Origin of the sequence: Streptomyces sp. MS191 (assembly GCF_008042125.1) — a bacterium.
Lineage (GTDB): Bacteria > Actinomycetota > Actinomycetes > Streptomycetales > Streptomycetaceae > Streptomyces.
In genome coordinates this window covers 52232-76197 of the sequence record NZ_RDBI01000037.1, presented here as the reverse complement: position 1 = coordinate 76197, position 23966 = coordinate 52232, and the positions used below count along the sequence as shown (strand labels likewise).

21 protein-coding genes are annotated in these 23966 nt (G+C 71.8%); 6 read left to right on the top strand and 15 right to left on the bottom strand.

The annotated features are described in order from the left end of the window. The first annotated feature begins 24 nt into the window (after positions 1-24). Positions 25-654, top strand: coding sequence for a hypothetical protein (locus EAO71_RS06070; RefSeq protein WP_147976741.1), 630 nt, complete (start codon positions 25-27; stop codon positions 652-654). Between the two features lie 89 nt (positions 655-743). Here EAO71_RS06070 and EAO71_RS06065 read toward each other — a convergent pair whose 3' ends face one another. From EAO71_RS06065 to EAO71_RS06055, 3 genes are all read right to left on the bottom strand, one after another. Then, positions 744-1376 (bottom strand): hypothetical protein, encoded by a 633-nt coding sequence (locus tag EAO71_RS06065; protein ID WP_147976740.1) that lies wholly within the window; start codon positions 1374-1376, stop codon positions 744-746. Between the two features lie 85 nt (positions 1377-1461). After that, positions 1462-2169 (bottom strand): ribonuclease HII, encoded by a 708-nt coding sequence (locus EAO71_RS06060; protein WP_147976739.1) that lies wholly within the window; start codon positions 2167-2169, stop codon positions 1462-1464. 98 nt (positions 2170-2267) lie between these two features. Beyond that, on the bottom strand, positions 2268-2891 hold the full coding sequence (locus EAO71_RS06055; protein WP_147976738.1) for a TetR/AcrR family transcriptional regulator: 624 nt from the start codon (positions 2889-2891) through the stop codon (positions 2268-2270). Positions 2892-3023: 132 nt separating this feature from the next. Here EAO71_RS06055 and EAO71_RS06050 point away from each other — a divergent pair, with 132 nt between their 5' ends. After that, on the top strand, positions 3024-4577 hold the full coding sequence (locus EAO71_RS06050; RefSeq protein ID WP_147976737.1) for an MFS transporter: 1554 nt from the start codon (positions 3024-3026) through the stop codon (positions 4575-4577). Positions 4578-4745: 168 nt separating this feature from the next. Here the strand turns inward: EAO71_RS06050 and EAO71_RS06045 are convergent, their stop codons facing one another. After that, positions 4746-6215, bottom strand: coding sequence for a DUF4153 domain-containing protein (locus tag EAO71_RS06045; protein ID WP_147976736.1), 1470 nt, complete (start codon positions 6213-6215; stop codon positions 4746-4748). Positions 6216-6752: 537 nt separating this feature from the next. On the opposite strand from EAO71_RS06045, the gene EAO71_RS06040 reads away from it, so the two are divergent. Further along, positions 6753-6983 (top strand): hypothetical protein, encoded by a 231-nt coding sequence (locus tag EAO71_RS06040; RefSeq protein ID WP_147976735.1) that lies wholly within the window; start codon positions 6753-6755, stop codon positions 6981-6983. A gap of 150 nt (positions 6984-7133) precedes the next feature. Here EAO71_RS06040 and EAO71_RS06035 read toward each other — a convergent pair whose 3' ends face one another. The 4 genes from EAO71_RS06035 to EAO71_RS06020 form a co-directional block, all read right to left on the bottom strand. After that, on the bottom strand, positions 7134-8045 hold the full coding sequence (locus EAO71_RS06035; protein WP_147976734.1) for an ADP-ribosylglycohydrolase family protein: 912 nt from the start codon (positions 8043-8045) through the stop codon (positions 7134-7136). Between the two features lie 12 nt (positions 8046-8057). Beyond that, complete coding sequence (locus EAO71_RS06030) at positions 8058-8717, bottom strand: histidine phosphatase family protein (RefSeq protein WP_147976733.1); 660 nt, start codon at positions 8715-8717, stop codon at positions 8058-8060. Positions 8718-8810: 93 nt separating this feature from the next. Further along, on the bottom strand, positions 8811-9416 hold the full coding sequence (locus EAO71_RS06025) for a YdbC family protein (protein ID WP_147976732.1): 606 nt from the start codon (positions 9414-9416) through the stop codon (positions 8811-8813). 33 nt (positions 9417-9449) lie between these two features. Beyond that, positions 9450-10268, bottom strand: a complete 819-nt coding sequence (locus tag EAO71_RS06020) for an arylamine N-acetyltransferase family protein (RefSeq protein ID WP_147976731.1) — start codon at positions 10266-10268, stop codon at positions 9450-9452. 271 nt (positions 10269-10539) lie between these two features. Between EAO71_RS06020 and EAO71_RS06015 the strand changes: the two genes are divergently transcribed. Beyond that, a complete protein-coding gene (locus EAO71_RS06015) occupies positions 10540-11070 on the top strand; it encodes a TerD family protein (RefSeq protein ID WP_147976730.1) in 531 nt (176 codons plus the stop codon). Between the two features lie 130 nt (positions 11071-11200). On the opposite strand, the gene EAO71_RS06010 is transcribed toward EAO71_RS06015, so the two are convergent. Continuing rightward, complete coding sequence (locus tag EAO71_RS06010; protein WP_187282576.1) at positions 11201-11878, bottom strand: nitroreductase family protein; 678 nt, start codon at positions 11876-11878, stop codon at positions 11201-11203. A gap of 68 nt (positions 11879-11946) precedes the next feature. Between EAO71_RS06010 and EAO71_RS06005 the strand changes: the two genes are divergently transcribed. Continuing rightward, on the top strand, positions 11947-12342 hold the full coding sequence (locus tag EAO71_RS06005) for a winged helix-turn-helix transcriptional regulator (RefSeq protein ID WP_147976729.1): 396 nt from the start codon (positions 11947-11949) through the stop codon (positions 12340-12342). 102 nt (positions 12343-12444) lie between these two features. Here the strand turns inward: EAO71_RS06005 and EAO71_RS06000 are convergent, their stop codons facing one another. Then, positions 12445-15336, bottom strand: a complete 2892-nt coding sequence (locus tag EAO71_RS06000; protein WP_147976728.1) for a vitamin B12-dependent ribonucleotide reductase — start codon at positions 15334-15336, stop codon at positions 12445-12447. A gap of 177 nt (positions 15337-15513) precedes the next feature. Next, entirely contained in the window at positions 15514-16023 is a 510-nt protein-coding gene (gene nrdR / locus EAO71_RS05995) for a transcriptional regulator NrdR (protein WP_147976727.1), read from the bottom strand. A 489-nt stretch (positions 16024-16512) separates the two neighbouring features. Between nrdR and lexA the strand changes: the two genes are divergently transcribed. Continuing rightward, positions 16513-17304 carry a transcriptional repressor LexA gene (gene lexA, locus EAO71_RS05990; RefSeq protein WP_147976726.1) on the top strand — a complete coding sequence of 264 codons (792 nt, stop codon included), beginning with the start codon at positions 16513-16515 and terminating at the stop codon, positions 17302-17304. An 88-nt stretch (positions 17305-17392) separates the two neighbouring features. Here lexA and EAO71_RS05985 read toward each other — a convergent pair whose 3' ends face one another. From EAO71_RS05985 to EAO71_RS05970, 4 genes are all read right to left on the bottom strand, one after another. After that, entirely contained in the window at positions 17393-19366 is a 1974-nt protein-coding gene (locus tag EAO71_RS05985; RefSeq protein WP_147976725.1) for an ATP-dependent DNA helicase, read from the bottom strand. Positions 19367-19415: 49 nt separating this feature from the next. Next, entirely contained in the window at positions 19416-21227 is a 1812-nt protein-coding gene (locus tag EAO71_RS05980) for an IucA/IucC family protein (protein WP_147976724.1), read from the bottom strand. A gap of 60 nt (positions 21228-21287) precedes the next feature. Beyond that, a complete protein-coding gene (locus EAO71_RS05975; RefSeq protein ID WP_147976723.1) occupies positions 21288-22052 on the bottom strand; it encodes a GNAT family N-acetyltransferase in 765 nt (254 codons plus the stop codon). 42 nt (positions 22053-22094) lie between these two features. After that, a partial coding sequence (locus EAO71_RS05970) for an IucA/IucC family protein (RefSeq protein ID WP_261992027.1) occupies positions 22095-23966 on the bottom strand: 1872 nt, incomplete at its 5' end.

Below are 23966 nucleotides of genomic sequence, written 5' to 3'. Positions count from 1 at the left end.
GGGCGCGTATCCGAAGGGAGGACCGTGACCTTCGGATTCGCTCCGTCCGCAGCCACCTCGATCAGTTCGTCGTCCGGGTCCGCCAGCCGCCTCGCTCGGATGCTCGAACCGGCCGAGTGGGCCGCGGCGGGGATCCCCCTGCTGCGCAATCCGCGTGAGGTCGTCACCGGTCTGCACACCCGTCACCGTCCGACGCCCACGACCGCGGTCGTCGCCGTCCTCGACCACGAGGAACGGCTCGCGGCCAGCGCGTCGTTCGTCCGTCGTGCCGTGCCGGCGGACGGCTGGGAGTTCCGGAACGCGCTCCTCGCACATCTGCGCCGGGTCCTCCCGCACGACCTCCGGCGCCGTTCCCCGGTGCGCACCGCGGTGCTGCTCTACTGCCGCGACGGCGACGAGCGCTGGACCGAGGAGGACGGTGCCTGGATGTGGGGACTCCGGGACGCGTGCACGCTCCACGGCCTGCGCTGCGGTGCGTACATCACGCTGACCCGCGGAGGTTGGCAGGTCCTGGGAGAGGGCCGGGGCGGCCGTCACCCCGGGTCCGACTCGCGTCCCACGCCCTTGGGCGAGGTCACGTCCGAACTGGGGGTTCTCACGCCCCGCACGGCGGGAGGCGCCGCCGAGCCCCTGCGTCGCGTGGCGGCGCGCTGAGGCATCCGCCGGCCGCTGCCCGCGGGCAACGGCACGGCCCGGCCGCCCGCGAGGGGCGGCCGGGGCAGGACCGCGGTCGGTGCTTCGACTCAGACGCTCGTGCCCAGCACGGCGCCCACGCGCTGCGGGTCGCCGCAGACGATGAGCAGCGTGGTCGCGCGGGCGGCGGCCACGGGCAGGGCGCGGGCGGTGGCCTCGTCGGCTCCGCCGTTGACCGCCACGACCACCACGGGGCGGGCGACCGCCCGCTCCACGGCGGCGGCGTCCGCGAAGAACACGTCGTCGCGGGCGTCCTGCTGGGCCCAGTAGGCGGTATCACCGAAGGACAGCTCGTGCGCCGCCCAGGGGTGCTGCTCACCGGTGGTGAGCACCAGGATGTCGCCCGGTGCGCGACCGGACTCCAGGAGCAGGTCCACTGCCTCCTCGGCCGCGTCGAGCGCGCCTTCGAAGGAAGCGGGGATCAGCTGGATCTGCGGGCCGGATCGCTGTTCGGAACGATTCTCCGGGCCGGACGACGCGGGCTGGCCGGCACCGGGGTGCTGACGCTGCACCGGCGGTCCGGGCCTGGCCGGTCCGGGCACAGGACGCCCGGGACGCGGTGAGGTCGCGGATCGCGGTCCGGGGACGGGACGGGGACTCGGCGCGGGGTGACCGGCGGCCATGGCGGCGCGGGGACCCTGGGCACTCTCGTGAATCTGAGGCTCCTCGGGGATGAGAGGCATGGGTGGATGTCTATCAAACGCCGGCGCACTGGGCTCCGGCGGGTTGGCACAATCGTGCGACCCGGCTGCCGAGGCACCGGGCGGTTCAGAAGTCGAAGCCGAGTTGGCCCCCGCTTTCCAGAGCGACCGCCTCGGCGGAGACGCGGACCTTCTTGAGGTGCCGCCACTGGGGCAGGGCGTCGAGGTACGACCAGGAGAGCCGGTGGTACCGGGTGGGTCCCCGCTCCTCGAGCGCCGCCTTGTGCACCGGCGAAGGGTAGCCCGCGTTGGCGGCGAAGGCGTAGGCGGAGCAGTCCGCTTCGGCCTCCAGCTCGGCCATCATCGAGTCGCGCCGCACCTTGGCGATGACGGAGGCCGCCGCGACCGCGATGCAGGACTGGTCGCCCTTGATCACCGTACGGACCTTCCAGGGGCCGCCGAGGTAGTCGTGCTTGCCGTCGAGTATCACCGCGTCCGGACGTACCGGCAGCGCGTCCAGGGCACGCACCGCGGCCAGCCGCAGCGCCGCGGTCATGCCGAGCTCGTCGATCTCCTCCGGCGAGGCGTGCCCGAGCGCGTAGGCGGTCACCCACTTCTCGAGCTCCACGGCCAGGGCCGTGCGGCGCTTGGGGGTGATCAACTTGGAGTCCGTGAGCCCGTCGGGAGGCCGGCGGAGTCCGGTGACGGCCGCGCACACCGTGACGGGTCCGGCCCATGCACCGCGTCCGACCTCGTCGACCCCGGCAATGATCTTGGCGCCGGTGGTGGCTCGGAGCGATCGCTCGACGCTGTGGGTAGGTGGTTCGTACGGCATGGCGCCAGACAGGTTACGCCGACGGACGCCGCCCGCGATACCCGGATTCCCGTCGGATGCCCGATCGGCCCTCGCGGGCGGCGCGGGCGGCGGCCCGCTCAGGCCGCCCCGGCTCGGAGCAGCGGCACCATGACCTCGTCGATCATGGCGGCGATCTCGGGGTCGCTCCATTCACTGCCGCACATTTTCGAGCGGTACATCATCAGCGCCGGGATGACGTCGAAGAGCAGCTCGCCCCCGGCATCGGCGCGCACCTCACCCCGCTGGACGCCACGCTCCACCACGCCCCGGATGAGCCGCGTCGAAGGGTCGATCYCTCCGCTGACGATGATGTCGTGAAACCGCTCGGCCGCTTCGCTGTCGCATTCGTGAATCACCGCTCGCAGCGCGAAGCCGAGCCTGGAGTACATCGCGTCCCGGACCCTCCGGCACAGCTCGTAGAGGTCGTCCCGCACGTTCCCCAGATCGGGGCCCTCGATCGTCGGCAGAGCGGTCCGGAGCGCGTCCGCGACGAGATCCTCCTTCGAGGGCCAGCGCCGGTACACGGCGGCCTTGCCGGTCTGGGCACCGACCGCGACGCCCTCCATCGTCAGGCCGCTCCAGCCGACCGTGCTCAACTGCTCGAGCGTGGCCTCGAGAATGGCCCGTTCCAGGACCGGACCGCGGCGTCGCATCGACGCCCCCTGCGGCCGAGCGGCGGCCGAGGAGCGCGAAGTAACCATCAGGGGCTCTCCATTGGGGTGGATCGGGAGGGCGGCAGTGGTCAGTGAACGGTTGCGTTCACTGACGGGGACTCACTACCGTTGAGGACAGTGAACGGTTGCGTTCACTCATTCTTCCGTGGGGGATTCGCAGTGACAACATCTCCAGTGGACACACAGACCAGGCCGGGTACCGCCCGGCGCGAGGGCCGACCGGGGATCGCCCTCGCCGTCATCGCCGCCTGCCAGTTGATGGTCGTTCTGGACGCGACCATCGTGAACATCGCACTCCCGCACATCCAGGACGCGCTCTCCTTCTCGACCACCGACCTGTCCTGGGTGCTCAGCGCGTACACGCTCACCTTCGGCGGACTGCTGCTGCTCGGCGGTCGCGCGGGCGACATCCTCGGCCGCCGCCGGGTGTTCACGACCGGCATCCTGCTCTTCACCTTCGCGTCCCTGCTCGGCGGCTTCGCCCAGGAACCCTGGCAACTCCTCGCCGCGCGCGCCCTCCAGGGCGTCGGCGGCGCGATCGCCTCGCCGACCTCGCTCGCGCTGATCACGACGATGTTCCCGGAAGGCCCGGAGAGAAACCGGGCGTTGGGCGTCTTCGCCACCGTCTCGGCCGGCGGCGGGGCCATCGGCCTGCTGGCCGGCGGCATGCTCACCGAGTGGCTCGACTGGCGCTGGGTGCTGTTCGTCAACGTGCCGATCGGTCTGCTGATCGCGTTCCTGACCCCGCTGTACATCAACGAGTCGGAACGCCATCCGGGCCGCTTCGACATCGCCGGCGCGCTGTCCTCGACGCTCGGCATGGCCGCCCTGGTGTACGGCTTCATCCGCGCCTCCGAGGAGGGCTGGCGCGACGCGCTCACCATCGGCTCGTTCGTCGCCGCGGCGATCCTCCTCGCGGCCTTCGCCGTGGTCGAGTCGCGGGCGAGGGAGCCGATCACCCCGCTGCGGATGTTCGCCGACCGCAACCGCTCGGGCACGTACGTGATCATGCTCAGCCTGTCCGCGGCGATGTTCGGGATGTTCTTCTTCATCGTCCTCTTCGTGCAGAACGTGCTCGACTACAGCCCGATCGCGTCAGGGCTCGCGTTCCTGCCGGTCACGGTCGCCATCGGCGTGGGCGCGGGGCTCGCGCAGCGACTGCTGCCGGTGCTCGGACCCAAGCCTTTCATGATCATCGGCGCGGGCCTGACCGGCATCGGCCTCTTCTGGCAGACCTTCATCACCCCGGAGAGCTCCTACCTCGGCGGTGTCCTCGGCCCGATGCTGGTCTTCGGCTTCGGCATGGGTCTGAACTTCGTGACCCTCACGCTGACGGCCGTGTCGGGCGTGGCGCAGCACGAGGCGGGCGCGGCCTCCGGCCTGCTCAACGCCACCCAGCAGGTGGGAGGTTCGCTGGGCCTGTCCATCCTCGTGACGGTCTTCGGCACGGCCGGCCGCGAGGAGGCGAAGGAGCAGCTCCCGTCCTTCCTCGCCGTCGCGACCCCCGAGCAGAAGGCGGAGTTCGCGGCAACGAAGGAGCTGCCGGCTCCGTGGGGTCACGAGGTCCTGACGTCCGGGATCTCGACGGCCTTCCAGGCGGCCGTGGGCATGGTGCTCCTGGCGCTCGTGACGGCCGTCGTGGTGATCCGGGTGCGCAAGAGCGACCTGGAGGCGCTGAGCGGCAAGGCGGAGGCCGCGGGCCCGGCGGCGTAGGGCGCGGACGCACGGGGCCCCGGTCTCCCTCCTCTCGTGTCGGGGCGAGGAGGAGCGAGACCGGGGCCGGCGGCTCGGGGCACCGGCGCCGCACAGGCCGCCGGTGCCGGCGATCCGTACACCGCGCGCGAGAACCGGGGCGGCGCCCCGCGCGGGACGGCTCACGGGTCAGGGAACGTCGTACGGGTCGCCCTCGCCGTACGGGTCGTAGGGGTCGAAGTCCTCGTCGCGGCTCGATCGGCCGCACGCGTCGGGCGCGACCCTGATCCCGCGCTCGGCGAGGATCGAACGGGCCCGCACCTGCGACCAGCTCGTGGCGTACCAGCCGGCGTCGTCCTCGCGGAGACGGGCGTCGATGCCCCACAGGGCGCAGGACCGCTGCGGCTCGGGCAACCGGTCCAGGGCGGGCACGGCGTCGGCCGAGAGTCCGTCGAGGTAGTGGACGTCGATCTTGCCGAGGCGCTCGTAGCGCTCCACGTTGCGTTCGGCGACGATCGCGTCCGGCGAGACCAGTCCGAAGGCCAGCACGGCGACGGCGCCGCTCGCGGCCAGGGCGCGCGGCAGGAGGCGGGCCCCGAACACGCCCGCGGCCATGATCAGCAGGATGACGAGGCCCAGCCAGATCTCCATCGCGGCGACCGAGACGCGGAGCCGGGTCAGCCCGTACGCGTCCACGTACAGGTCCATGCGGCGCAGCGCGGACGCGACCACGACGAGCGTGAGGACGCACAGGGTGCCCAGCACGGCGCGGACGAGCGTGCGGTCACGGGCGCCGGCCCGCGGCGCCCAGCGCAGCGCGAGGCCGATGACGGCGAGGGTGAGCAGCGTGGCCATGAGCAGCTGCCAGAAACCCTGCCGGGCGTACTCGGAGTAGGTCAGGCCGGTCTCGCTGAGCACCTTGTCGTACCCGCCGAAGAGGACGGCGAGCTGGACCGCGTTGAAAGCCGCGAAGAGCAGGTTCATGACGATCAGCGGAAGGGCCCACTCCACGCGCCCGCGTGCCCGGCCGGGGCGGATCACCATCCGGTCCCAGCGCAGCGGCGCGGCGGCGGTGCGGGCCACGGCGATCGCGCCGAAGAGACCGAGCAGGAAGAACGAGAGGCGCCAGGGCACCTGGGTCACGGAGACGTCCGGGATGAGCGAGCCCAGGAGGTCGGCGAAGGCCGCGTCGGCGCCGGCGAACAGCGCGCCGAAGACGACGAGCAGCAGGACCGCCACTCCGCCGGTGCGCAGGACCGGGAGCCACCGGCCCCGGGTGCCGTCGGCCCGGTCCCGCACGCCGCGCCAGGCCCAGGTGGTGCCGGACCCGAGGGAGTCGGCGAGCCCGATGGGGCCGAACAGGATGCTCGGCCAACCACTGCCTCCGTGCAGGGCAAAGGCGGTCAGCACGAGGGCGGAGACGACGGCGAGGAACGTCGGCCAGCCCGCGTCCCGCAGGGCGGGCACGAGGAGCAGCGCGAGACCGCCGACCGCCCAGACGAGCGTCCAGGGTCGGAGCCTCCGGCGCGCGGCGCGCGCGGCGAAGGAGGCGGCGAGGATCGCGGGCACGGCCACGATCAGCAGGTTGAGGCCGATTCCCTCGTCCAGCAGGAGCGCGCTGAGCAGCCCGGTGGCCAGGATCGCCCAGATGGTCGCCATCGTCGCCCGGGCCGGTGGTGCGGGACGCAGCCGTGAGAGCCAGCTCGGGCTCGGCGGCGGAGGCGCCCCCCAGGGACGGTGCGGCGCACCGGCCCACTGGCCGTGCGGTGCCGGACCGCCGGGACGGCCGGTGTGCGCCCCCGCCCGCGGCCGGGGAGCGCCCTGCGGCCCGGGACCGCCGTGCGGTACGGGAGCGCCCTGCGGCCCGGGACCGCCGGGCCGGGCCCCCACGGGACCGGGCGCTGCCGTCGGCTGCGGCGTCCCCGGCTCCGCCGCGGGCGCCGGCCGCTCGTCCTGCTTCGCCACCGAAACGGGCCGCCGGTCGGACACGGGCCGCGGGACGCCGTCGGCCGCCGGCGCGGCGTCGGACGTCGGGTCGGCACCGGTCTTCGGGGCGCCGTCGGACTGCCCGTCGGCACCGGGCGTCGGGACGCTGTCGGCCGCCGGCGCGGCACCGGACTTGGGCTCGGTGTCGGCCCTCGCCTCGGCGTCGGAGTCCGGGGCGGGCTGCGTCCCGCACCACCGGCCCGGGCGACGATGGCGACCATCTGGGCGATCCTGGCCACCGGGCTGCTCAGCGCGCTCCTGCTGGACGAGGGAATCGGCCTCAACCTGCTGATCGCCGACTCCCTCGGGTCCGGCACCACCTGGGCCTGGCGCGGCGTGCGGGACCGGGCCGACGGCACCCGGGGCCGGTGGCTCCCGGTCCTGCGCACCGGCGGAGTGGCGGTCCTGCTGCTCGTCGTCTTCGGCGCGCTGTTGTCATGATCAGCGCTACGGAGTGGCCGACTCTAACGCCGCTCCGGCCCCCTGACCGGGGCCGGACGGCGCTGTGGCAGGACCGTGACACTCAGACCGGACGGTAGCCGGTGGTACGGGGCGGATCGCACCGCTTGTCCGCCGACCGTCCGGGGCTCGTCAGGGGCGCACCGCGGTCGGCAGCCAACCCGGCAGCTTCTCGGTCTGCTCCGTCCACGCGGCGGGCGGAGCCCCGGTCACCGCGGAGGCGACGACGCCGCCCGCGATCGCGCACGTCGTGTCGACGTCGCCGCCGACCTGGGCGGTCGTCCAGAACACCCGCTCGAAGTCGTCGAGACCTCGCGCGGCCGACCAGAGGGCGAACGGCACCGTGTCGTGCGCGCTCGTCCGACGGCCGCTGCCCAGGACCGCGGCCACCGTGCCCGCGTCGCCGTAGTCGAGCATGTCCCGGGCCCTGCGCAGGCCGGCGCCGACGGCACTGCGCGGCACCAGGGCGATCACCCCGTCGAGCAGGTCCGTGGGCGTGGGCGGGCCGGCCGGGTCCGCGGCGAGCGCGGCGGCGGCCGCCACGGCCATGGCGCCGACCACGGCCTCACGGTGCTGGTGCGTCGTGTAGGCGGAGATCTCGGCCTGATGCGTCGCCTGCTCCGGATCGTCCGCGTACCAGGCACCGAGCGGGGCGATCCGCATGGCCGCGCCGTTGCCCCAGGAGCCCTGTCCGTTGAAGAGCGCCGCGGCCAGCTCGCGCCAGTCGCCACCCTCCCGGATGAGGCGGAGCATCCGGTTCACCGCGGGACCGTAGCCCCGGTCGAAGTCGTGGTGCTCGGCGAACGACTGGGCGAGGGCGTCCTGGTCGATCCGGTCGTGCCGAGCCAGCACGGCCACCACGGAGCAGGCCATCTCGGTGTCGTCGGTCCACTGCCAGGGGCCGGCCGGCGGCTCGCGTCGTTTGAGCAGCGGGTAGTTGACGGGGACGAAGTACTGGGAGCCCAGGGCGTCTCCCACGGCCAGTCCACGGAGGCTGGCCAGGGCGCGTTCGAAGCGCCGGTCGAGAGAGGAGTCAGCGGTCATCGCTCTGCCACTCTATCCGGTGTAGCCGTACGGTTCCGGGGTACGCCAGCGTTCGAACGGCCGGTCAAGCCGATAGCGGCCGTCCTCGCCGAGCAGAAGCATCCTCGTCTCGCCGTTGCCCGGGTTGGACAGCGACTCGAAGTCGGCCACGGTCCAGTGGAACCAGCGCATGCAGAACAGCCGCATGGTCAGTCCGTGGGTCACCAGGAGCACGTTCGGCGGATGGTCGGGCGCCTCGAAGCTCCGGTACAGGCTCTCCAGGAAGGCGCCGACCCGGTCGTACACGTCCGCCCCTGACTCGCCCTGGGCGAATCGGTAGAAGAAGTGCCCGTACGCGTCCCGGTAGGCCTTCTGCAGCCGGACGTCGTCCCTGTCCTGCCAGTTTCCCCAGTCCTGCTCTCGCAGCCGGGGCTCCTCCCGCACCCTCACGTGGGCCGGGTCCAGCCCGAGCGCGCGGAAGGTCTCGTGGGTGCGGCGGTAGGGGGAGACGTAGACGCTGACCCCCTCCTCGCCGAAGAGGTCGCGCAGCCGCTCCCCCGTGCGGCCGGACTGCCGCCACCCGGTCTCGGTCAGCTTGAGCGCATGGTCGGGCTCGCGTTCGTACACCGTGTCATCGGCATTGCCCTCCGACTCTCCGTGCCGTACGAGAACGATGCGCCGCGGTCGTGCCATGTCCCGACCCTAGGCGGTGTGCCGTCGATCGTGCCGGACCGGCCCCGGCGGCGCGTGCCCGCGCCGGGATCGGTCGAGCAGGCGTCCGGACCCTCACACCGTCCAGGACGGCTCCAGCTGCACCACGTCCCCGGTCAGCGCCGCCACGTCGGCCTCCGTCTGGGCCCGCAGGCCGAGCCGCTCGATGCGTTCCACCCGGTACTTCCCGTGCTCGGCGGCGGACCGCCACATCGACAGCACCAGAAACTCGTGCCCCGGCGCCTCGCCGAACACCCCGCGCAGCATTCCGGGCGACCCGGCCATCGCGGGGTTCCACACCTTCTCCTGCATCAGCGCGAAGTGGTCGACCCGGTCCTCGTGCACCCGGCAGTGGGCGACCCTGGCCACGTCCGCGTCCGAGAAACGGGGTTCGAAGCCCGTCTTCACGTCGAAGCGGTAGTCGAAGAGCTTGACCTGGACGTCCTTGAAGGTGCCCACCTGCGACGACGCGAGCCGGTCGTGCGAGCGCGCCATGAAGGAGTCGTAGAACGGCCGACTCTCCCAGAAGGCGAAGACATGGGCGACGTCGGGACGCCCGCGGCTCCATCCCCCGCCCTGTCCCCGGAATCCCGGCTCACCGAGCAGCCCCGCCCATTTCCGCTGTCCCCGCTCGAACCCCCGACGGTCCACCACGGTGCAGCGAATCCACTTGACCAGCACCGCGCCATCGTACGGGGCCGGGCAGGGCCTCCGTCAGAGTACGGCGGAGTGCACCCGGACCAGTCCGGTCGCCTCTTCGGCATCCAGTTCGATCCCGAAGACCCCGGACAGCGTGTCGATCAACTCCGCCGGGCCCACGACGCGTTCCTCGACGGACCCGTCCGTCCGTGTGGTGGTGAGGAGATTCCGGATCAGCGCGGTGCGGACACCGGCGCCGGGACGCTGCGCCACGACCTTGCCCACGAAGCTCGACCGCGGATGGCTGGAGCTGTAGTGGTTCATGACGGTGAAGTCGCCCGGCCAGAGGGTCTGCGGAGCGAAGGCGTACAGGTCCTTCCAGCCCTCCGGCCGCAGCGAGCGCAGTACGTGGATGCCTTCGTCCTCGACGCCGATCCCGAAGGTCCAGCCGCCCTGTTCGACCCGCTCCCCGTCCCGCAGCGGAACAGGTTCGAGGAGACCCTGCTGCCCGAACCCGGTGTCCGCGAGCCACTCCCGGCCACCTGCCGTGACGACCAGCATGGCGTGGGTGACCGGCAGCAGCGCCTCCCCGCGCGTCCGGTTGCGCGCGCCGCGGCCCGCCACCCGGAAGCCGATCCGCTCCAGGGCCGCCGCGAACAGCGAGTTCTGTTCGTAGCAGTACCCGCCCCGGCGCCGCTCCACGAGCTTGCCCTGCAGGCTCTTCACGTCGAGCGCGACCTCCCGGCCGAGCGCGACGTCGAGGTTCTCGAACGGGATCGTCTCCACGTGCGCGCGGTGCAGTGCGCGCAGCACGTCGCTCGTGGGCGCGAGTTCCCCGTCGTACCCGATGCGCGCGAGGTACGCGTCGAGATCCAGCTCGTCACCCCTCCACATGTGCTCCCCCTCGTGTCCGTGCCGTCCACACCATGATCAGCTGACCGGTCCGCGCTCCGACCGCCTTTCGACCTCGCGCGCGCCGCGGGGGCGAAAGGTCCATGGCGCCGTCGCGGAGTTCCGCGCCGGAACCGGCCGCTCGTCCGCCGCTTCGCCACCCGCCCGGAGCGCCCATGACACCATGAACAACCTGCCCGCGACCAAGGGCAGTTGACCGGTCCGGCGGAACGCGTCGTACCGGGACACGTCGTACACGGAGAGGGGAATCACGGTGAGCGGTCTCAACAAGGGGGTCGGCAAGGTCGAGGTGACGCTCAAGTGGGACCCCAGCCCGATCGGGGCGCCGCCGCACGACCTGGACATCGTCGCGGGGGTCTACCGGGCGGAGGACCCCCACGGGTCGCCGGCCTATCTCGTCCACTTCGGCAGCCGCTCGCCCGACGGCACGATCACCCTGAGCCGGGACAGCCGCACGGGCCAGGGTTTCGGCTACGACGAGGCGATGGTCCTGGAACTGGACCGGCTCGCGCCCGACTACGCACGCGTGGTGGTGGGCGTCGCGATACAGCAGGGCGACGGGCGCCTGACCTTCGGCGAGGTCGCCCACACCGGCGTCCGGGTCCGCGAGGGGTACACCGAACTGGTGGCGCACGGCTTCGAGGACGTGGCCGACGCGACGGCCGCGACGGTCGTGGAGTTCACCCGCGAGGGGGCCGAGGGCTGGGAGTACCGCTCGATCCGCCGCGGCTTCGACGCGGACCCGCAGACCTTCGCCACGGTGATGGGCGCGCGGCCCGCCTGAGCCGTACCGGGCGGCAGTCGCGACGGAACAGGCACGACGGAGGGGGACCGACCATCGGTCGGTCCCCCTCCGGAAGCCTTGCCCAGCCCGCCGCGCGGATCACTCCCCCCGGAGCACTGGTGGAGATCACCTATTCCTGGCGTGCGGTACTCCCCGCGTCGCGGGGTCCGTGCGATCCGCGGAAGATGGTGCGCTCCGCGGCACGCCGGCCCGGATGGCGCCGTTCCTCCGCCSGGTAGCCGACCGAGACCAAGAGGGCGATGGCCAGATCGTCACGGCCCTCGATCCCGATCACCTTCTTCACCTCGGCCTCGTCCCAACCGTTCATGGGCGAGGTCGCCAGACCCATCTCCGTAGCGGCGAGCATCAGGAATGAGGCCGCGATCATGGCGTCCTTGACCGCGTACTCCCGAAGCAGACCGCGCCGGTCGAGATCCTCCTGGAAGGCCCTCGACGCGGCGGAGAACATCGCGATGAACTCGTCGTTCCATGCTCCGCCGCGCCGCGCCTGCTCATAGACGTCGCTGTGGTCCTCGCGCCAGGCCTGCGGCTCGGCGACGAAGACCAGTACGACCGGGGCCTCTTGGGGCTGGGGCTGGCCTCCGGTAGCCCATGCCAGCCCCGCACGGCCCTCTTCTCCGGACACCACGACGATCGACCGGTCCTGCAGGTTCCAGCTGGTGGGCGCCTCGACTGCGAGATCAAGGAGCGCTTCGAGCGTGCTCGGCGGGATCGGGTCGGGCCGGTAGTGGCGGACGGTGCGGCGGGTGCGGATCGCTTCTGCGACGGACATCGTGTGGCTCGTCATGTCACTCACTATTGGAGAGTGACTCTCCATCGGGAAGAGGGCACCTTTTTGTGCGTTACTCTCCCGGCATGAAGACCACGGTGGAAGCATCCGGACTACCTGCCGACGTCTACTCCGCCAAGTGCCCGACGCGCCAGGTCCTCGACCACATCTCCGGCAAGTGGACGATCCTCGTCGTGGACGCCCTCCTCGAAGGGACCCTGCGCTACACCGACTTGGCGCGGCGCATCGAGGGTGTCTCACAGAAGATGCTCACCCAGACGCTGCGCCGCCTGGAGGCCGACGGGTTCGTCACCCGCACCGTGTACCCCACCATCCCGCCCCGGGTCGAATACGACCTGACGGAGCTCGGCCGCAGTCTGGCGGAGCCGATCGCTGCACTCCGCCACTGGACCGAAACCCATATCAACGAGATCGAGCGGGCCCGGGCCCGGAGCACCTCGGAGGTGGCGGAAGCCACCTGAGCAGGTGCATCGGACGCAACGGGCCATGACGCCGACGGGGAGCCGGCATGTCGCCGACTCCCCGCTTTGACCAGGCACGTCATGCTTGGTGGGCGCCTACTTTCAGCTGCAGCCGCTGGTGGAGCCGCAGCCCTCGCAGATGTAGCAGGAGCCGGCGCGCTGCATCTTGGTGCCGCAGGAGAAGCAGAGCGGCGCGTCCGCGCTGATGCCCAGCTGCATCTCGACGAGCTCCGCCGAGGTGTGCGCCTGCTTGGGGGCCGGGACCTCGGCCTTGGCGACCGGGGCGGCGACGGCCTTCAGGGTCTCCGTCTGGCGCGGGGCGGACTGGGCGAGGCCCTCCACGTCCACGTCCTCGACGGACTGCTCGTACGAGCCCGTCTCCAGGTGACGCTGACGCTCCTCGGCCGAGTGGATGCCGAGCGCGGAGCGGGTCTCGAAGGGCAGGAAGTCCAGCGCCAAGCGGCGGAAGATGTAGTCGACGATCGACTGCGCCATCCGCACGTCCGGGTCGTCCGTCATGCCGGCCGGCTCGAAGCGCATGTTCGTGAACTTCGAGACGTACGTCTCCAGCGGGACGCCGTACTGCAGACCGACGGAGACGGCGATGGAGAACGCGTCCATCATGCCCGCGAGGGTGGAACCCTGCTTCGACATCTTCAGGAACACCTCGCCGAGACCGTCGTCCGGGTAGGAGTTGGCGGTCATGTAGCCCTCGGCGCCACCGACGGTGAACGAGGTGGTGATCCCCGGGCGGCCCTTGGGGAGACGCTTGCGGACGGGGCGGTACTCGACGACCTTCTCGACGGCCTCGCGGATCGTCGCCTCGGACTTCGCGGTGACCTCGGCCTTCTCCTCCTCCTTCTTCTTGGCGGAGAGGGGCTGGCCGACCTTGCAGTTGTCGCGGTAGATCGCGAGCGCCTTGACGCCCATCTTCCAGGCCTCGAAGTAGACCTCCTCGACGTCCTCGACCGTGGCCGTCTCCGGCAGGTTCACGGTCTTGGAGAGGGCGCCGGAGATCCACGGCTGGATCGCGGCCATCATGCGGACGTGGCCCATCGCGGAGATGGAGCGCTCGCCCATGGCGCAGTCGAAGACCTCGTAGTGCTCGGTCTTCAGACCCGGGGCGTCGATCACGTTGCCGTGCTCGGCGATGTGGGCGACGATCGCCTCGATCTGCTCCTCCTGGTAACCCAGGCGGCGCAGGGCCTGCGGGACGGTGCCGTTGACGATCTGCATCGAGCCGCCGCCGACCAGCTTCTTGAACTTGACCAGGGCGAGGTCGGGCTCGAGGCCGGTGGTGTCGCAGGACATCGCGAGACCGATGGTGCCGGTCGGGGCGATGACCGAGGCCTGCGCGTTGCGGAAGCCGTTCTTGGCGCCCAGCCGGATCACGTCCTGCCAGGCCTCCGTGGCGGCGGCCCAGATCGGCGCGTCGAGGTCGTCCATGCGGACGGCCGCGGTGTTGGCGTCGGCGTGCTGCTGCATGACGCGCTGGTGCGGCTCGGCGTTGCGGGCGTAGCCGTCGTACGCGCCGACGACCGCGGCGAGCTCGGCGGAGCGCCGGTACGAGGTGCCGGTCATCAGCGAGCTGATGGCGCCGGCGAGGGCGCGGCCGCCGTCGGAGTCGTACGCGTGGCCGGTCGCCATCAGCAGGGCGCCGAGGTTGGCGTAGCCGATGCCGAGCTGGCGGAAGGCCCGGGTGTTCTCGCCGATCTTCTGGGTGGGGAAGTCGGCGAAGCAGATGGAGATGTCCATCGCGGTGATGACGAGCTCGACGACCTTGGCGAAGCGCTCGGAGTCGAACGACTGGTTGCCCTTGCCGTCGTCCTTGAGGAACTTCATCAGGTTCAGCGACGCGAGGTTGCAGGACGTGTTGTCCAGGTGCATGTACTCGCTGCACGGGTTCGAGCCGTTGATCCGGCCGGACTCCGGGCAGGTGTGCCAGCGGTTGATCGTGTCGTCGTACTGGATGCCGGGGTCGGCGCAGGCCCAGGCGGCCTCGGCCATCTTGCGGAACAGCGACTTGGCCTCGACCTCCTCGATGACCTCGCCGGTCATGCGGGCACGCAGGCCGAACGTGCCGCCGGCCTCGACGGCCTTCATGAACTCGTCGTTCACACGGACCGAGTTGTTGGCGTTCTGGTACTGGACGGACGTGATGTCGTCGCCGCCCAGGTCCATGTCGAAGCCCGCGTCGCGCAGGGCGCGGATCTTCTCCTCTTCCTTCACCTTGGTCTCGATGAAGTTCTCGATGTCGGGGTGGTCGACGTCGAGGATGACCATCTTGGCCGCGCGGCGGGTGGCGCCGCCCGACTTGATGGTTCCCGCGGAGGCGTCGGCGCCGCGCATGAAGGAGACCGGGCCGGAGGCGTTGCCGCCGGAGGAGAGGAGCTCCTTGGAGGAGCGGATCCGGGAGAGGTTCAGGCCGGCGCCGGAGCCGCCCTTGAAGATCATGCCCTCTTCCTTGTACCAGTCGAGGATCGACTCCATGGAGTCGTCGACGGACAGGATGAAGCAGGCGGACACCTGCTGGGGCTGCGGCGTGCCGACGTTGAACCACACCGGGGAGTTGAAGCTGAAGATCTGGTGCAGGAGGGCGTACGCCAGCTCGTGCTCGAAGATCTCGGCGTCGGCGGGCGAGGAGAAGTAGCCGTGCTCCTCGCCGGCCTTCGTGTACGTCTTCACGATCCGGTCGATCAGCTGCTTCAGACCGGTCTCGCGCTGCGGGGTGCCGACGGCCCCGCGGAAGTACTTGCTGGTGACGATGTTGACCGCGTTCACCGACCAGAAGTCGGGGAACTCGACGCCACGCTGCTCGAAGTTGACCGAGCCGTCGCGCCAGTTGGTCATGACGACGTCACGACGCTCCCAGACCACCTCGTCGTACGGATGCACTCCGGGGGTGGTGTGGATGCGCTCGATGCGCAGGCCCTTGGTCGCCTTGGCTCCCTTGGCGCGGGAACCTCGTGCCGGACCGCTCGCCGTCTCTGTCATGCCGCCTCCCATATACGGGCAAAACACTTTTCGGCGCCCGGTTACTCCCAGGGCACCATCTTCTGTACTGCTGTCTGTACTGCTGCCACGAACGCCTCACGGGCCGTTCGGGGCACGTCTTCCGGTGGCCGCGCGGCGGCCGGTGCGGCCGGGCCCGTACGGGTCCGGCACCGCCGATCAGTCGGCGGCAGCGGCGGGCACGGGGACCTCGGGGGTCACTCCGCTCCCGCGGTGGTCGGATGGAGGCCGCTCGCGGAGCTCCGCGATGGCGGCCTCGAAGTCTTCGAGGCTGTCGAAGGCCTTGTACACGGACGCGAAGCGCAGGTACGCGACGAGGTCGAGCTCCTGCAGGGGGCCGAGGATGGCCAGACCCACGTCGTGGGTGGTCAGCTCGGCGCTTCCGGTGGCGCGCACCGCCTCCTCGACCCGCTGGCCGAGCTGGGCGAGGGCGTCCTCGGTGACCGGCCGCCCCTGGCACGCCTTGCGCACGCCGGAGATGACCTTGGTGCGGCTGAAGGGCTCCGTCACGCCGGACCGCTTGACCACCATCAGCGAGGCGGTCTCCACCGTCGTGAAACGGCGGGAGCAGTCGGGGCACTGGCGGCGGCGTCGGATCGACGTCCCGTCGTCGGTGGTGCGACTGTCGACGACACGGCTGTCGGGGTGCCTGCAGAAGGGGCAGTGCATTGGTTCCGACCCTCCCTCACGGCACGACTGACTGGCCTCGCCAAGTCCGTCAAGGCCCTGCGAAGCGACCACCAGCATAGGCGATCCGAGTGCCCCCGGCCGACCGGGGACCACTACTTGTGGGTGGCTGATGCAATCCAACCACTAGATCTTGGGGCGGGCCGCATTTTCGGCACATTGCGCGTGTCGTGCCCGCACGGGACGGACGGGGCGCCCGGGACCGGCCACGAGAGTACGGGAAGCGCGCGGCTCCGCCGATCCGACCCCCTCCGGTGCCACACTGGCGGGGCACCCCGGACCCGTTCGAGCCGACCGCGAACGGTACCGTAATGACCGAATTGCCGATGCGCTCCGGGTCGCCCATACACCCACCCGCTCGCACAGGTAAGGCAATCTGCGATTTTTCACTCGAACGTGTGTTTGGCGCAACCTTTCGAAAGCCACTACCGTTGTGCCAGCCAGGGAGACCATTCGAGAGGGGCCGCCGACGTGACCACCACCGCAGACAGTGCCACCATCACTGCCCAGGACCGCTCCCAGGGCCGACCCGAGCCGGTGCATGCCATGAACGACACAGTCATGAACGCGGACGGGGAGCCCGGCCGCCCCGCACGCTCGCTGCCCGGCCGACCTCCAGGCATCCGGGCCGACAGCTCCGGCCTCACCGACCGGCAGCGACGGGTCATCGAAGTCATCCGGGACTCGGTCCAGCGGCGCGGCTACCCGCCGTCGATGCGTGAGATCGGCCAGGCGGTGGGCCTCTCCAGCACGTCGTCGGTCGCCCACCAGCTCATGGCACTGGAGCGCAAGGGCTTCCTGCGCCGCGACCCGCACCGCCCCCGGGCGTACGAGGTCCGCGGCTCCGACCAGCCCAGCACCCAGCCGACGGACACCACCGGGAAGCCCGCCGCCTCCTACGTGCCCCTGGTCGGCCGGATCGCCGCGGGTGGCCCGATCCTGGCCGAGGAGTCCGTCGAGGACGTCTTCCCGCTCCCCCGGCAGCTGGTCGGCGACGGCGAGCTGTTCGTGCTGAAGGTGGTCGGCGACTCGATGATCGAGGCGGCCATCTGCGACGGCGACTGGGTCACCGTCCGCCGGCAGCCGGTCGCGGAGAACGGCGACATCGTCGCCGCCATGCTCGACGGCGAGGCGACGGTGAAGCGCTTCAAGCGCGAGGACGGCCACGTCTGGCTGCTCCCCCACAACTCCGCGTATCAGCCGATCCCCGGCGACGAGGCCACCATCCTCGGCAAGGTCGTCGCCGTACTGCGACGGGTGTGAGCCCACCCCGTCGGCACTGACCGGACCCCGGGACCCACTGCGCCGGTCCCGGGGTCCTGCCATGTCCGCACGGCGGCCGGGGGTGTCCCTACACCCCGGCCGCCTTCGACGCGGCGTCGATGGCCGCCAGGGACTTGCGGACCTGGTTCCGGTCCGTGGTGTACCAGAAGTCGGGCAGCGAGGCCTTCAGATAGCTGCCGTACCGCGCCGTCGCCAGCCGCGGATCCAGCACGGCGACCACTCCGCGGTCCCCCGTGGCCCGTACGAGCCGTCCGGCCCCCTGCGCCATCAGAAGGGCCGCGTGTGTCGCCGCGACGGCCATGAAGCCGTTTCCGCCGGCCTCCTCGACCGCCTTCTGGCGCGCGCTCATCAGCGGGTCGTCGGGGCGCGGAAAGGGGATCTTGTCCATGACGACCAGCTGACAGCTCGCGCCGGGGACGTCCACGCCCTGCCACAGCGACAGCGTGCCGAACAGACAGGTCTGCGGATCGGCCGAGAAGTTCTTGATCAGTTCCCCCAGGGTGTCCTCGCCCTGGAGCAGGATCGGGAACTCGGGGATACGGGAGCGCAGCTCCTCGGCCGCCAGCTGGGCGGCCCGCATGGAGGAGAACAGCCCCAGCGTGCGACCGCCCGCGGCCTGCATCAGCTCCGTCAGCTCGTCCAGCATGTCGCCGCGGTCGCCGTCGCGGGCCGGCCTGGCCAGGTGCTTCGCGACGTAGAGGATGCCCTGCTTGGGGTAGTCGAAGGGCGAACCGACGTCGATGCCCTTCCACACCGGGACGTCGTCCCCCTGGGTGCCCTCCGGGGCGAGGCCCAGCGAGGCCCCGACGCCGTTGAAGTCGCCGCCGAGCTTGAGGGTCGCCGAGGTCAGCACCACCGAGCGGTCCGAGAAGAGCTTCTCCCGCAGCAGACCGGAGACCGAGAGCGGGGCGACCCGCACCGAGGCGCCGAAGCGGTCGTGCCGCTCGTACCAGACGACGTCGTACTCGGAGCCCTGGGTGATGCGCTCGGCGACGCCGTGGATCGACTCGACCGAGGCCATGGCCTGCTTGCGGACGGCGTCCTCGTCCTGGACGGACTTGTCCCGGGTGGAGCCCAGGGCCGTGATGACCTGGCGCGCCGCGTCGCGCAGCGCCATCAGGGCGTAGCCCAGGTCCTCCGGGACCTCCTCCAGCCGGCCCGGCAGGGCCAGCTCCATCACGCGCTCGAAGCCCTCGGCCGCCGTCTGCAGCTGGTCCGCGACCTTCTCGTTGACCAGCTTCGCGGCCCGGCGGACGGCACGGTTGACCTGGCCGGGGGTGAGCTCGCCGGTGGCGACGCCGGTGACCCGGGAGACCAGCTCGTGGGCCTCGTCGACGATCAGCACCTCGTGCTGGGGCAGCACGGGGGCGCCCTCGATCGCGTCGATGGCGAGCAGGGCGTGGTTCGTGACGACGACGTCGGCGAGCTTGGCCCGCTCGCGGGCCGCCTCGGCGAAGCACTCCGCTCCGTACGCGCACTTCGTCGCGCCCAGGCATTCGCGGGAGGAGACCGACACCTGGGCCCAGGCCCGGTCGGAGACGCCCGGGGTGAGGTCGTCCCGGTCGCCGGTCTCCGTGTCGTCGGACCAGTCCCGCAGCCGGATCAGGTCCTGTCCCAGCTTGCTCGTCGGCGCGGCGGCCTCGAACGGGTCGAAGAGACCGTCCTCCTCGTCCTGCGGAACACCCTCGTGGAGGCGGTGCAGGCACAGGTAGTTCGACCGGCCCTTGAGCATGGCGAACTCCGGACGGCGGCGCAGCTGCGGATGCAGGGCGTCGACGGTCCTCGGAAGATCGCGCTCGACCAGCTGGCGCTGGAGCGCCAGCGTGGCCGTGGCCACCACGACCCGCTCCCCGTGCGCCAGGGCCGGAACCAGGTAGCCGAGCGACTTGCCGGTGCCGGTGCCGGCCTGGACGAGGAGGTGCGAGGTGTCGTCGATGGCCTCGGCCACGGCCTCGGCCATGGTGACCTGGCCGGGTCGCTCCATACCGCCGACGGCGGACACGGCGGCATGGAGGAGCTCGGGGAGGGATGGCTTCGTCATAGCGCGTCCAGCCTAAGGGGCGGCACCGACAGTCGGATCACGCGAACGCTCACGCCAGCGGGTTGGGGACCGTCCCGTGGACGGCCGCGTGCGGCCGCTCCGCACGGTCCCGGTAGCCGTCCAGGTGCAGACGGTTGCGGTTGAGGCAGAGGCGCTCGATCCGGGGCGTGAGGAGATCGAACAGCTCGAACCGTTCCTTCAGCTCGGGGAAGCGGGCCTGGTGGCGGAGGATCTCCGCCCGGACCAGCGCCCAGAAATCCTGCTCCGGTACGTCGAGTTGTTCCTCGCACAGCGGCGCGAGGTAGCGGAAGACTCCGACGAAGAGCCCGGAATGGATGAACTGGGTGAGGAAGTCCGGCTCCTCGGTCAGCAGGACCGCGCGGACGTCGTCGGGCATCGTGTCGTGCTCGGGGAGGGGGCGGGCGCTGATGTTCACGTCGTCGACGAAGTCCTTGATCGCCAGGCGGACGGGCACGTCCCGGTCGTCGTGGACGACGATGGCGTTCTCGCCGTGCGGGGAGAAGACGGTGCCGTACCGGTAGAGGAAGTGCAGCAGGGGCGGCAGCAGGGCGGCGAACAGGTGCTGGAGCCAGACGGCGGGCGCGAGGCCGGAGCGCCGGACGAGTTCCGCGACGAACGCCCGGCCGTCGGGGTCGGTGTGCAGCAGGGAGGCGAGAGTCCGGGCGCGCTCGCCCGGGGGCAGCCGGAGCGGCTCGCGCCAGATCGCGCCGAGGAGTTCCTTGTACTGGTACGGGACCTCGGGCAGCCGGTCGTAGAGGGGGTGCTCGACGGTCACGGAGGCGACCTCGCCGAGGAGGATCACGCCGCACTCGTCCCGCAGGTAGGGGTCGGCGTCGCGCAGCCCGTGGACCCAGGCGGTGACGGCGGGGGCGGCCAGGGTCCGCTCGGTGGGCAGTCCTCGCCAGACGAGGGTGTTGAGGACGGAGAGCGGCAGCTTGACGGTGTGCCGGTCGGGCCGGCTGGTGTTCAGGAAGGTGCGGACGGACTGCTGGGGCACGCGCAGGTCGGCGTCGGCCGGCAGCGGGACGATGGCGCCGGCGGCGATGGCCGGGGCGTAGAGCGGGAGCAGGATCTCGTCCCACTGCCAGGGGTGCACGGGCAGCAGGAGGTAGCCGTCCGGGTCGAGGCCCCGGGCTCGCAGGGCGGCGTGGAAGGTCTCGCGGGTCTCCGCGTCCAGTTCGCCCGCGTAGAGCCGGTCGGGGGTGTGGAGGCCGGGCACGCCGCGGTAGGTGGCGAGGGCGGTGCTGACCGCGATCCACGGGAGCCGGGTGGCACGGCGGGCTTCCGGGGCCCAGTGGGTGGCGTCGGTCGCGGAGAAGCCGATCCGGCCCTTGTTCAGGACGAGCCAGGGGTGGCCGGTCTGGTGGCCTTCGAGGTCGGCGTACCCGAGGTCGGCGAGCGCCTCGACGCCGAGCGCGCTGTGGTCGAGGCGGGTGTCCGCGACGAGGGTGGTGGTGAGCTCGCGGATCAGGTGGCCGAGGGTGGGGCCGTCGAGGCCGAGGAGGCGGCGGGCGCGGACCAGGAGGTCCAGCGGGTCGGTGAGCGGCCGGTCGTCGAGGGTGATCGAGTCGGCCGTGACACGCCAGCTGCCGTAGGAGCCCCGGGTGGCGGTGAAGGCGAGTTCGGAGCCGTCGTCGAGGAGCAGGGTGTACCGGTCGGCTCGGTGACCCGGGTGCGCGGCGGCGGGCCGCGCGGCGCGCACGGGTTCGATGATCTCCTCGTAGGCGAACTCGGCGATGGTCTTCGCCAGCAGCCGGGAGGACGCCCGGGTCCAGGTGGTCGGGTTGAGCCCGGGCGGGGCGAGCAGTGCGGAGTCATGGGTGGCAGGGGACGACGGCACGGGGACTCCTCGGGGTGGGAACCGCTGTGGGTCGAGCGGTGTGGGTGAGGCGAGGGACGGTCACAGAACGTGACGGAGCGGGCGGTCGCGGACCATGAGGGCGGCCTGCTTGTCGGGGAGGGCGAGTTCCGCGGAGAAGCGGAATCCGGCACTCAGGAAGGCGGAGACGGAGGGCGTGTTGCGCAGGTCGGGTTCGGCGACGACCCGTGAGCAGCGGGGCCGGTGGTCGAGGACGAGGTCCGCGACGGCCCGTAGCAGGGCCGTGCCGACACCGCGGCCCCGGTCGGCGACGCCGCCGAGGAGCAGATGGATGCCGGTGTCGTGGGGACGGGCCGGGTAGTGGCGGGCGAGTGGGTCGAGATCGGCGCGGTAGATCTCGAAGTAGCTCATCGGGGTGGAGTCGAGGACGCCGAGGCAGGGGACGCTGCGGCCGTCGCCGTCGAGTTGGGCGCGGATGTGGGCGGCGGTCACGCTCTCCGGGCCGGACAGCTCCCAGAAGGCGGCGACGGCCGGGTCGTTCATCCAGCGGGTGACGAGCGCCAGGTCCCGCTCGATCCGTACGGGCACGAGCCGGAAGGTGCCGACGGGCGTGACCGCGGGCGCCCACTCGGCGACGGCGTCGAGGAGGTCGGAGTCCGCGGGACCCGTGGTGTCGGCGGCGGCGAGGAGGGCGATGAGTTCGTCGGAGAGGCGCAGGTCCAGGGTGTCGTCACCGGTGGGGTCGGCGACGGCGGCCGGGGGGCGCGTACCGGCGGCGTCGGCCTCGGTGCGCACGTCGGCCTCGGCACTCGGATCCGCCTCGGTGCTCGCATCGGCGGGAGGCACGGCGGTGTTCTCCTCTCGGCTGTCGGATCGGGTGGGGGTCGTTCAGGGACGCAGCGGATTGGTGATGGTGACGTAGACGGACTGGGTGTCGACGGGGCCGACCAGTTCGTCGAGGCCGTGGAGGCGCGTGAGGAGGTTGGCCTTGCAGCGCAGGGTCGTGGCTTCCAGCAGGCGGTGCGGCAGGGGGGAACCGAGGGCGGCGGTGGTGCCGAGGAACTGGCGGAAGCCGGCGAGCAGGACGCGCTCGTCGGCGAGGCCCTGGGAGCCGAACGCCCCGATCAGGCCGAGGACGTTGTTGATGCCGAGGTAGTACGCGAAGCGTTCGTCGGTGACCTGGTCGGAGACGAAGGTGTCGCTGAGGGCGCCGATGCCGGGGAGGCGGCCCTCCAGCTCCTCGCGGCGGGACTCGCGGAAGTAGTAGCCCTGGTTGTCGCGGTAGCGGCCGCCGACGGGCCAGCCGTCCGGGGACAGGAGGACGAGGGTGTTCTGCTGGTGGGCCTCCAGGGCGATGCCGGCGGCGCCGTCGAGCCAGAGCACGGGGCGGACGACCTGGTCGAGGTAGCGCAGGAACCACTCGGCGGCGACGGCCGTGGTGGGCCGGCCGGTGCGGGCGGCGAGCCGGGTGACGAGGTCGAAGAGGCGGGAACGCATCCGGTCCGTGCCGGGCCAGGGCCGCGGGGCGGTGAGGGCGGCGATGCACACCGCGTCGTCGCCGGCGGCGAAGGGGTTGTGGCGGACCATGACGTCGAGTCCGGGGACGGGAGCGCCGTCCGGGGTGTCGACCGCGAGCCAGGCCGGGTCGCGGACGATGTCGAAGCCCGGGTGGGCGGTCTGCCACTGGTCGACGAGGCCGGTGCGCAGGAGCCGGTGGACCTCGACGCCGCGGTGGAGTTCCTTGCGGAGGTTCTCGCGGCGGGAGTTGGTGATGCGGACGCCGAGGGACAGCTTCAGCATGGCCCGGGAGCCGGGGCGGTGCACGGTGCGGACGGAGGAGGTGGGGTGCCACGGGGCGCCGTGGGGTCCGAGGTCGTGCAGGAGTCCGGCGTCGAGGAGGGCGGCGACGGCAGGGCGGTGGAGCAGTTCGCGGGCCTGCCAGGGGTGCAGTGGCAGGGGCACGGTGCCCAGGGGGAGTTCGAGTCCTTCGGCGAGGCCGGTGGAGAGCTGCTCGGCGGTGACGGGGCGGCCCTGCTCGGTCCACGCCGAGTCGGCGGCCAGCACGGTGCGGTCGACGGCCATCCAGTGCAGCGGGAAGGAGCCGTGCAACTCGGGTGAGTAGAGGCGGGCTTCGGCCTCGGAGAGACCTTCGCGGCTCTTGGCGGTGGGGTGGAGCGGGTGGCCGAGCAGCAGGGACTGCTCGGCGGTGAGGAACAGGTCGGCGTCGGGGCCGGGGTTCGGGCGGCGGCGGCGCTCGGTGATGAACTCGGCCGTCCGCCGGGCGGAGTCGGCGACCCGGCCGACGAGTTCGGTGCCTTCCGGGCGTCCCGTCTCACGGCTGAGGAGGGCGGCGACGGTGACGGCGTCGGCCGCCGGGGCGGAGGTCGGGAGCCCTTCGAGAACGGGGGGGCCGAAGCGGTGCCACCCGGTGAGGGACCAGTGGCGGACGGGGACGAGGAGGGCGGTGCCGCTCGCGTCGAGGGGGATGCGCAGGGTGCCGGACGCGGGGGCCCGCAGGTCCTTCTCCCGTACCCAGCAGCGCAGCAGGTTCTCGATGGTCGCCAGGTCCGCCGCGCGCTGCGGGTCCGGGTCGTCGAGGGGGTCCGGGTCGCCYGAACGGTCGGACGCGTCGTCGGGATCCGTGCCCAGGAGGGAGACCTGGGTGTCGGGCAGGTTCTCGTCCGCCGCCCCGTACGGCGCGGCGGACGAGAACCGGCAGGTTCTCGTCCGCCGCCCCGTACGGCGCGGCGGACGAGAACC

What these genes read in the sequence shown, in the direction of transcription:
- EAO71_RS05985 (WP_147976725.1), bottom strand. Translation starts at nt 19,366, where the DNA reads ATGACGAAGCCATCCCTCCCCGAGCTCCTCCATGCCGCCGTGTCCGCC.
- EAO71_RS06040 (WP_147976735.1), top strand. Translation starts at nt 6,753, where the DNA reads ATGGCGACCATCTGGGCGATCCTGGCCACCGGGCTGCTCAGCGCGCTC.
- EAO71_RS06000 (WP_147976728.1), bottom strand. Translation starts at nt 15,336, where the DNA reads ATGACAGAGACGGCGAGCGGTCCGGCACGAGGTTCCCGCGCCAAGGGA.
- nrdR (WP_147976727.1), bottom strand. Translation starts at nt 16,023, where the DNA reads ATGCACTGCCCCTTCTGCAGGCACCCCGACAGCCGTGTCGTCGACAGT.
- EAO71_RS06060 (WP_147976739.1), bottom strand. Translation starts at nt 2,169, where the DNA reads ATGCCGTACGAACCACCTACCCACAGCGTCGAGCGATCGCTCCGAGCC.
- EAO71_RS06035 (WP_147976734.1), bottom strand. Translation starts at nt 8,045, where the DNA reads ATGACCGCTGACTCCTCTCTCGACCGGCGCTTCGAACGCGCCCTGGCC.
- EAO71_RS06020 (WP_147976731.1), bottom strand. Translation starts at nt 10,268, where the DNA reads ATGTGGAGGGGTGACGAGCTGGATCTCGACGCGTACCTCGCGCGCATC.
- EAO71_RS06005 (WP_147976729.1), top strand. Translation starts at nt 11,947, where the DNA reads ATGAAGACCACGGTGGAAGCATCCGGACTACCTGCCGACGTCTACTCC.
- EAO71_RS06030 (WP_147976733.1), bottom strand. Translation starts at nt 8,717, where the DNA reads ATGGCACGACCGCGGCGCATCGTTCTCGTACGGCACGGAGAGTCGGAG.
- EAO71_RS06065 (WP_147976740.1), bottom strand. Translation starts at nt 1,376, where the DNA reads ATGCCTCTCATCCCCGAGGAGCCTCAGATTCACGAGAGTGCCCAGGGT.
- EAO71_RS06045 (WP_147976736.1), bottom strand. Translation starts at nt 6,215, where the DNA reads ATGGCGACCATCTGGGCGATCCTGGCCACCGGGCTGCTCAGCGCGCTC.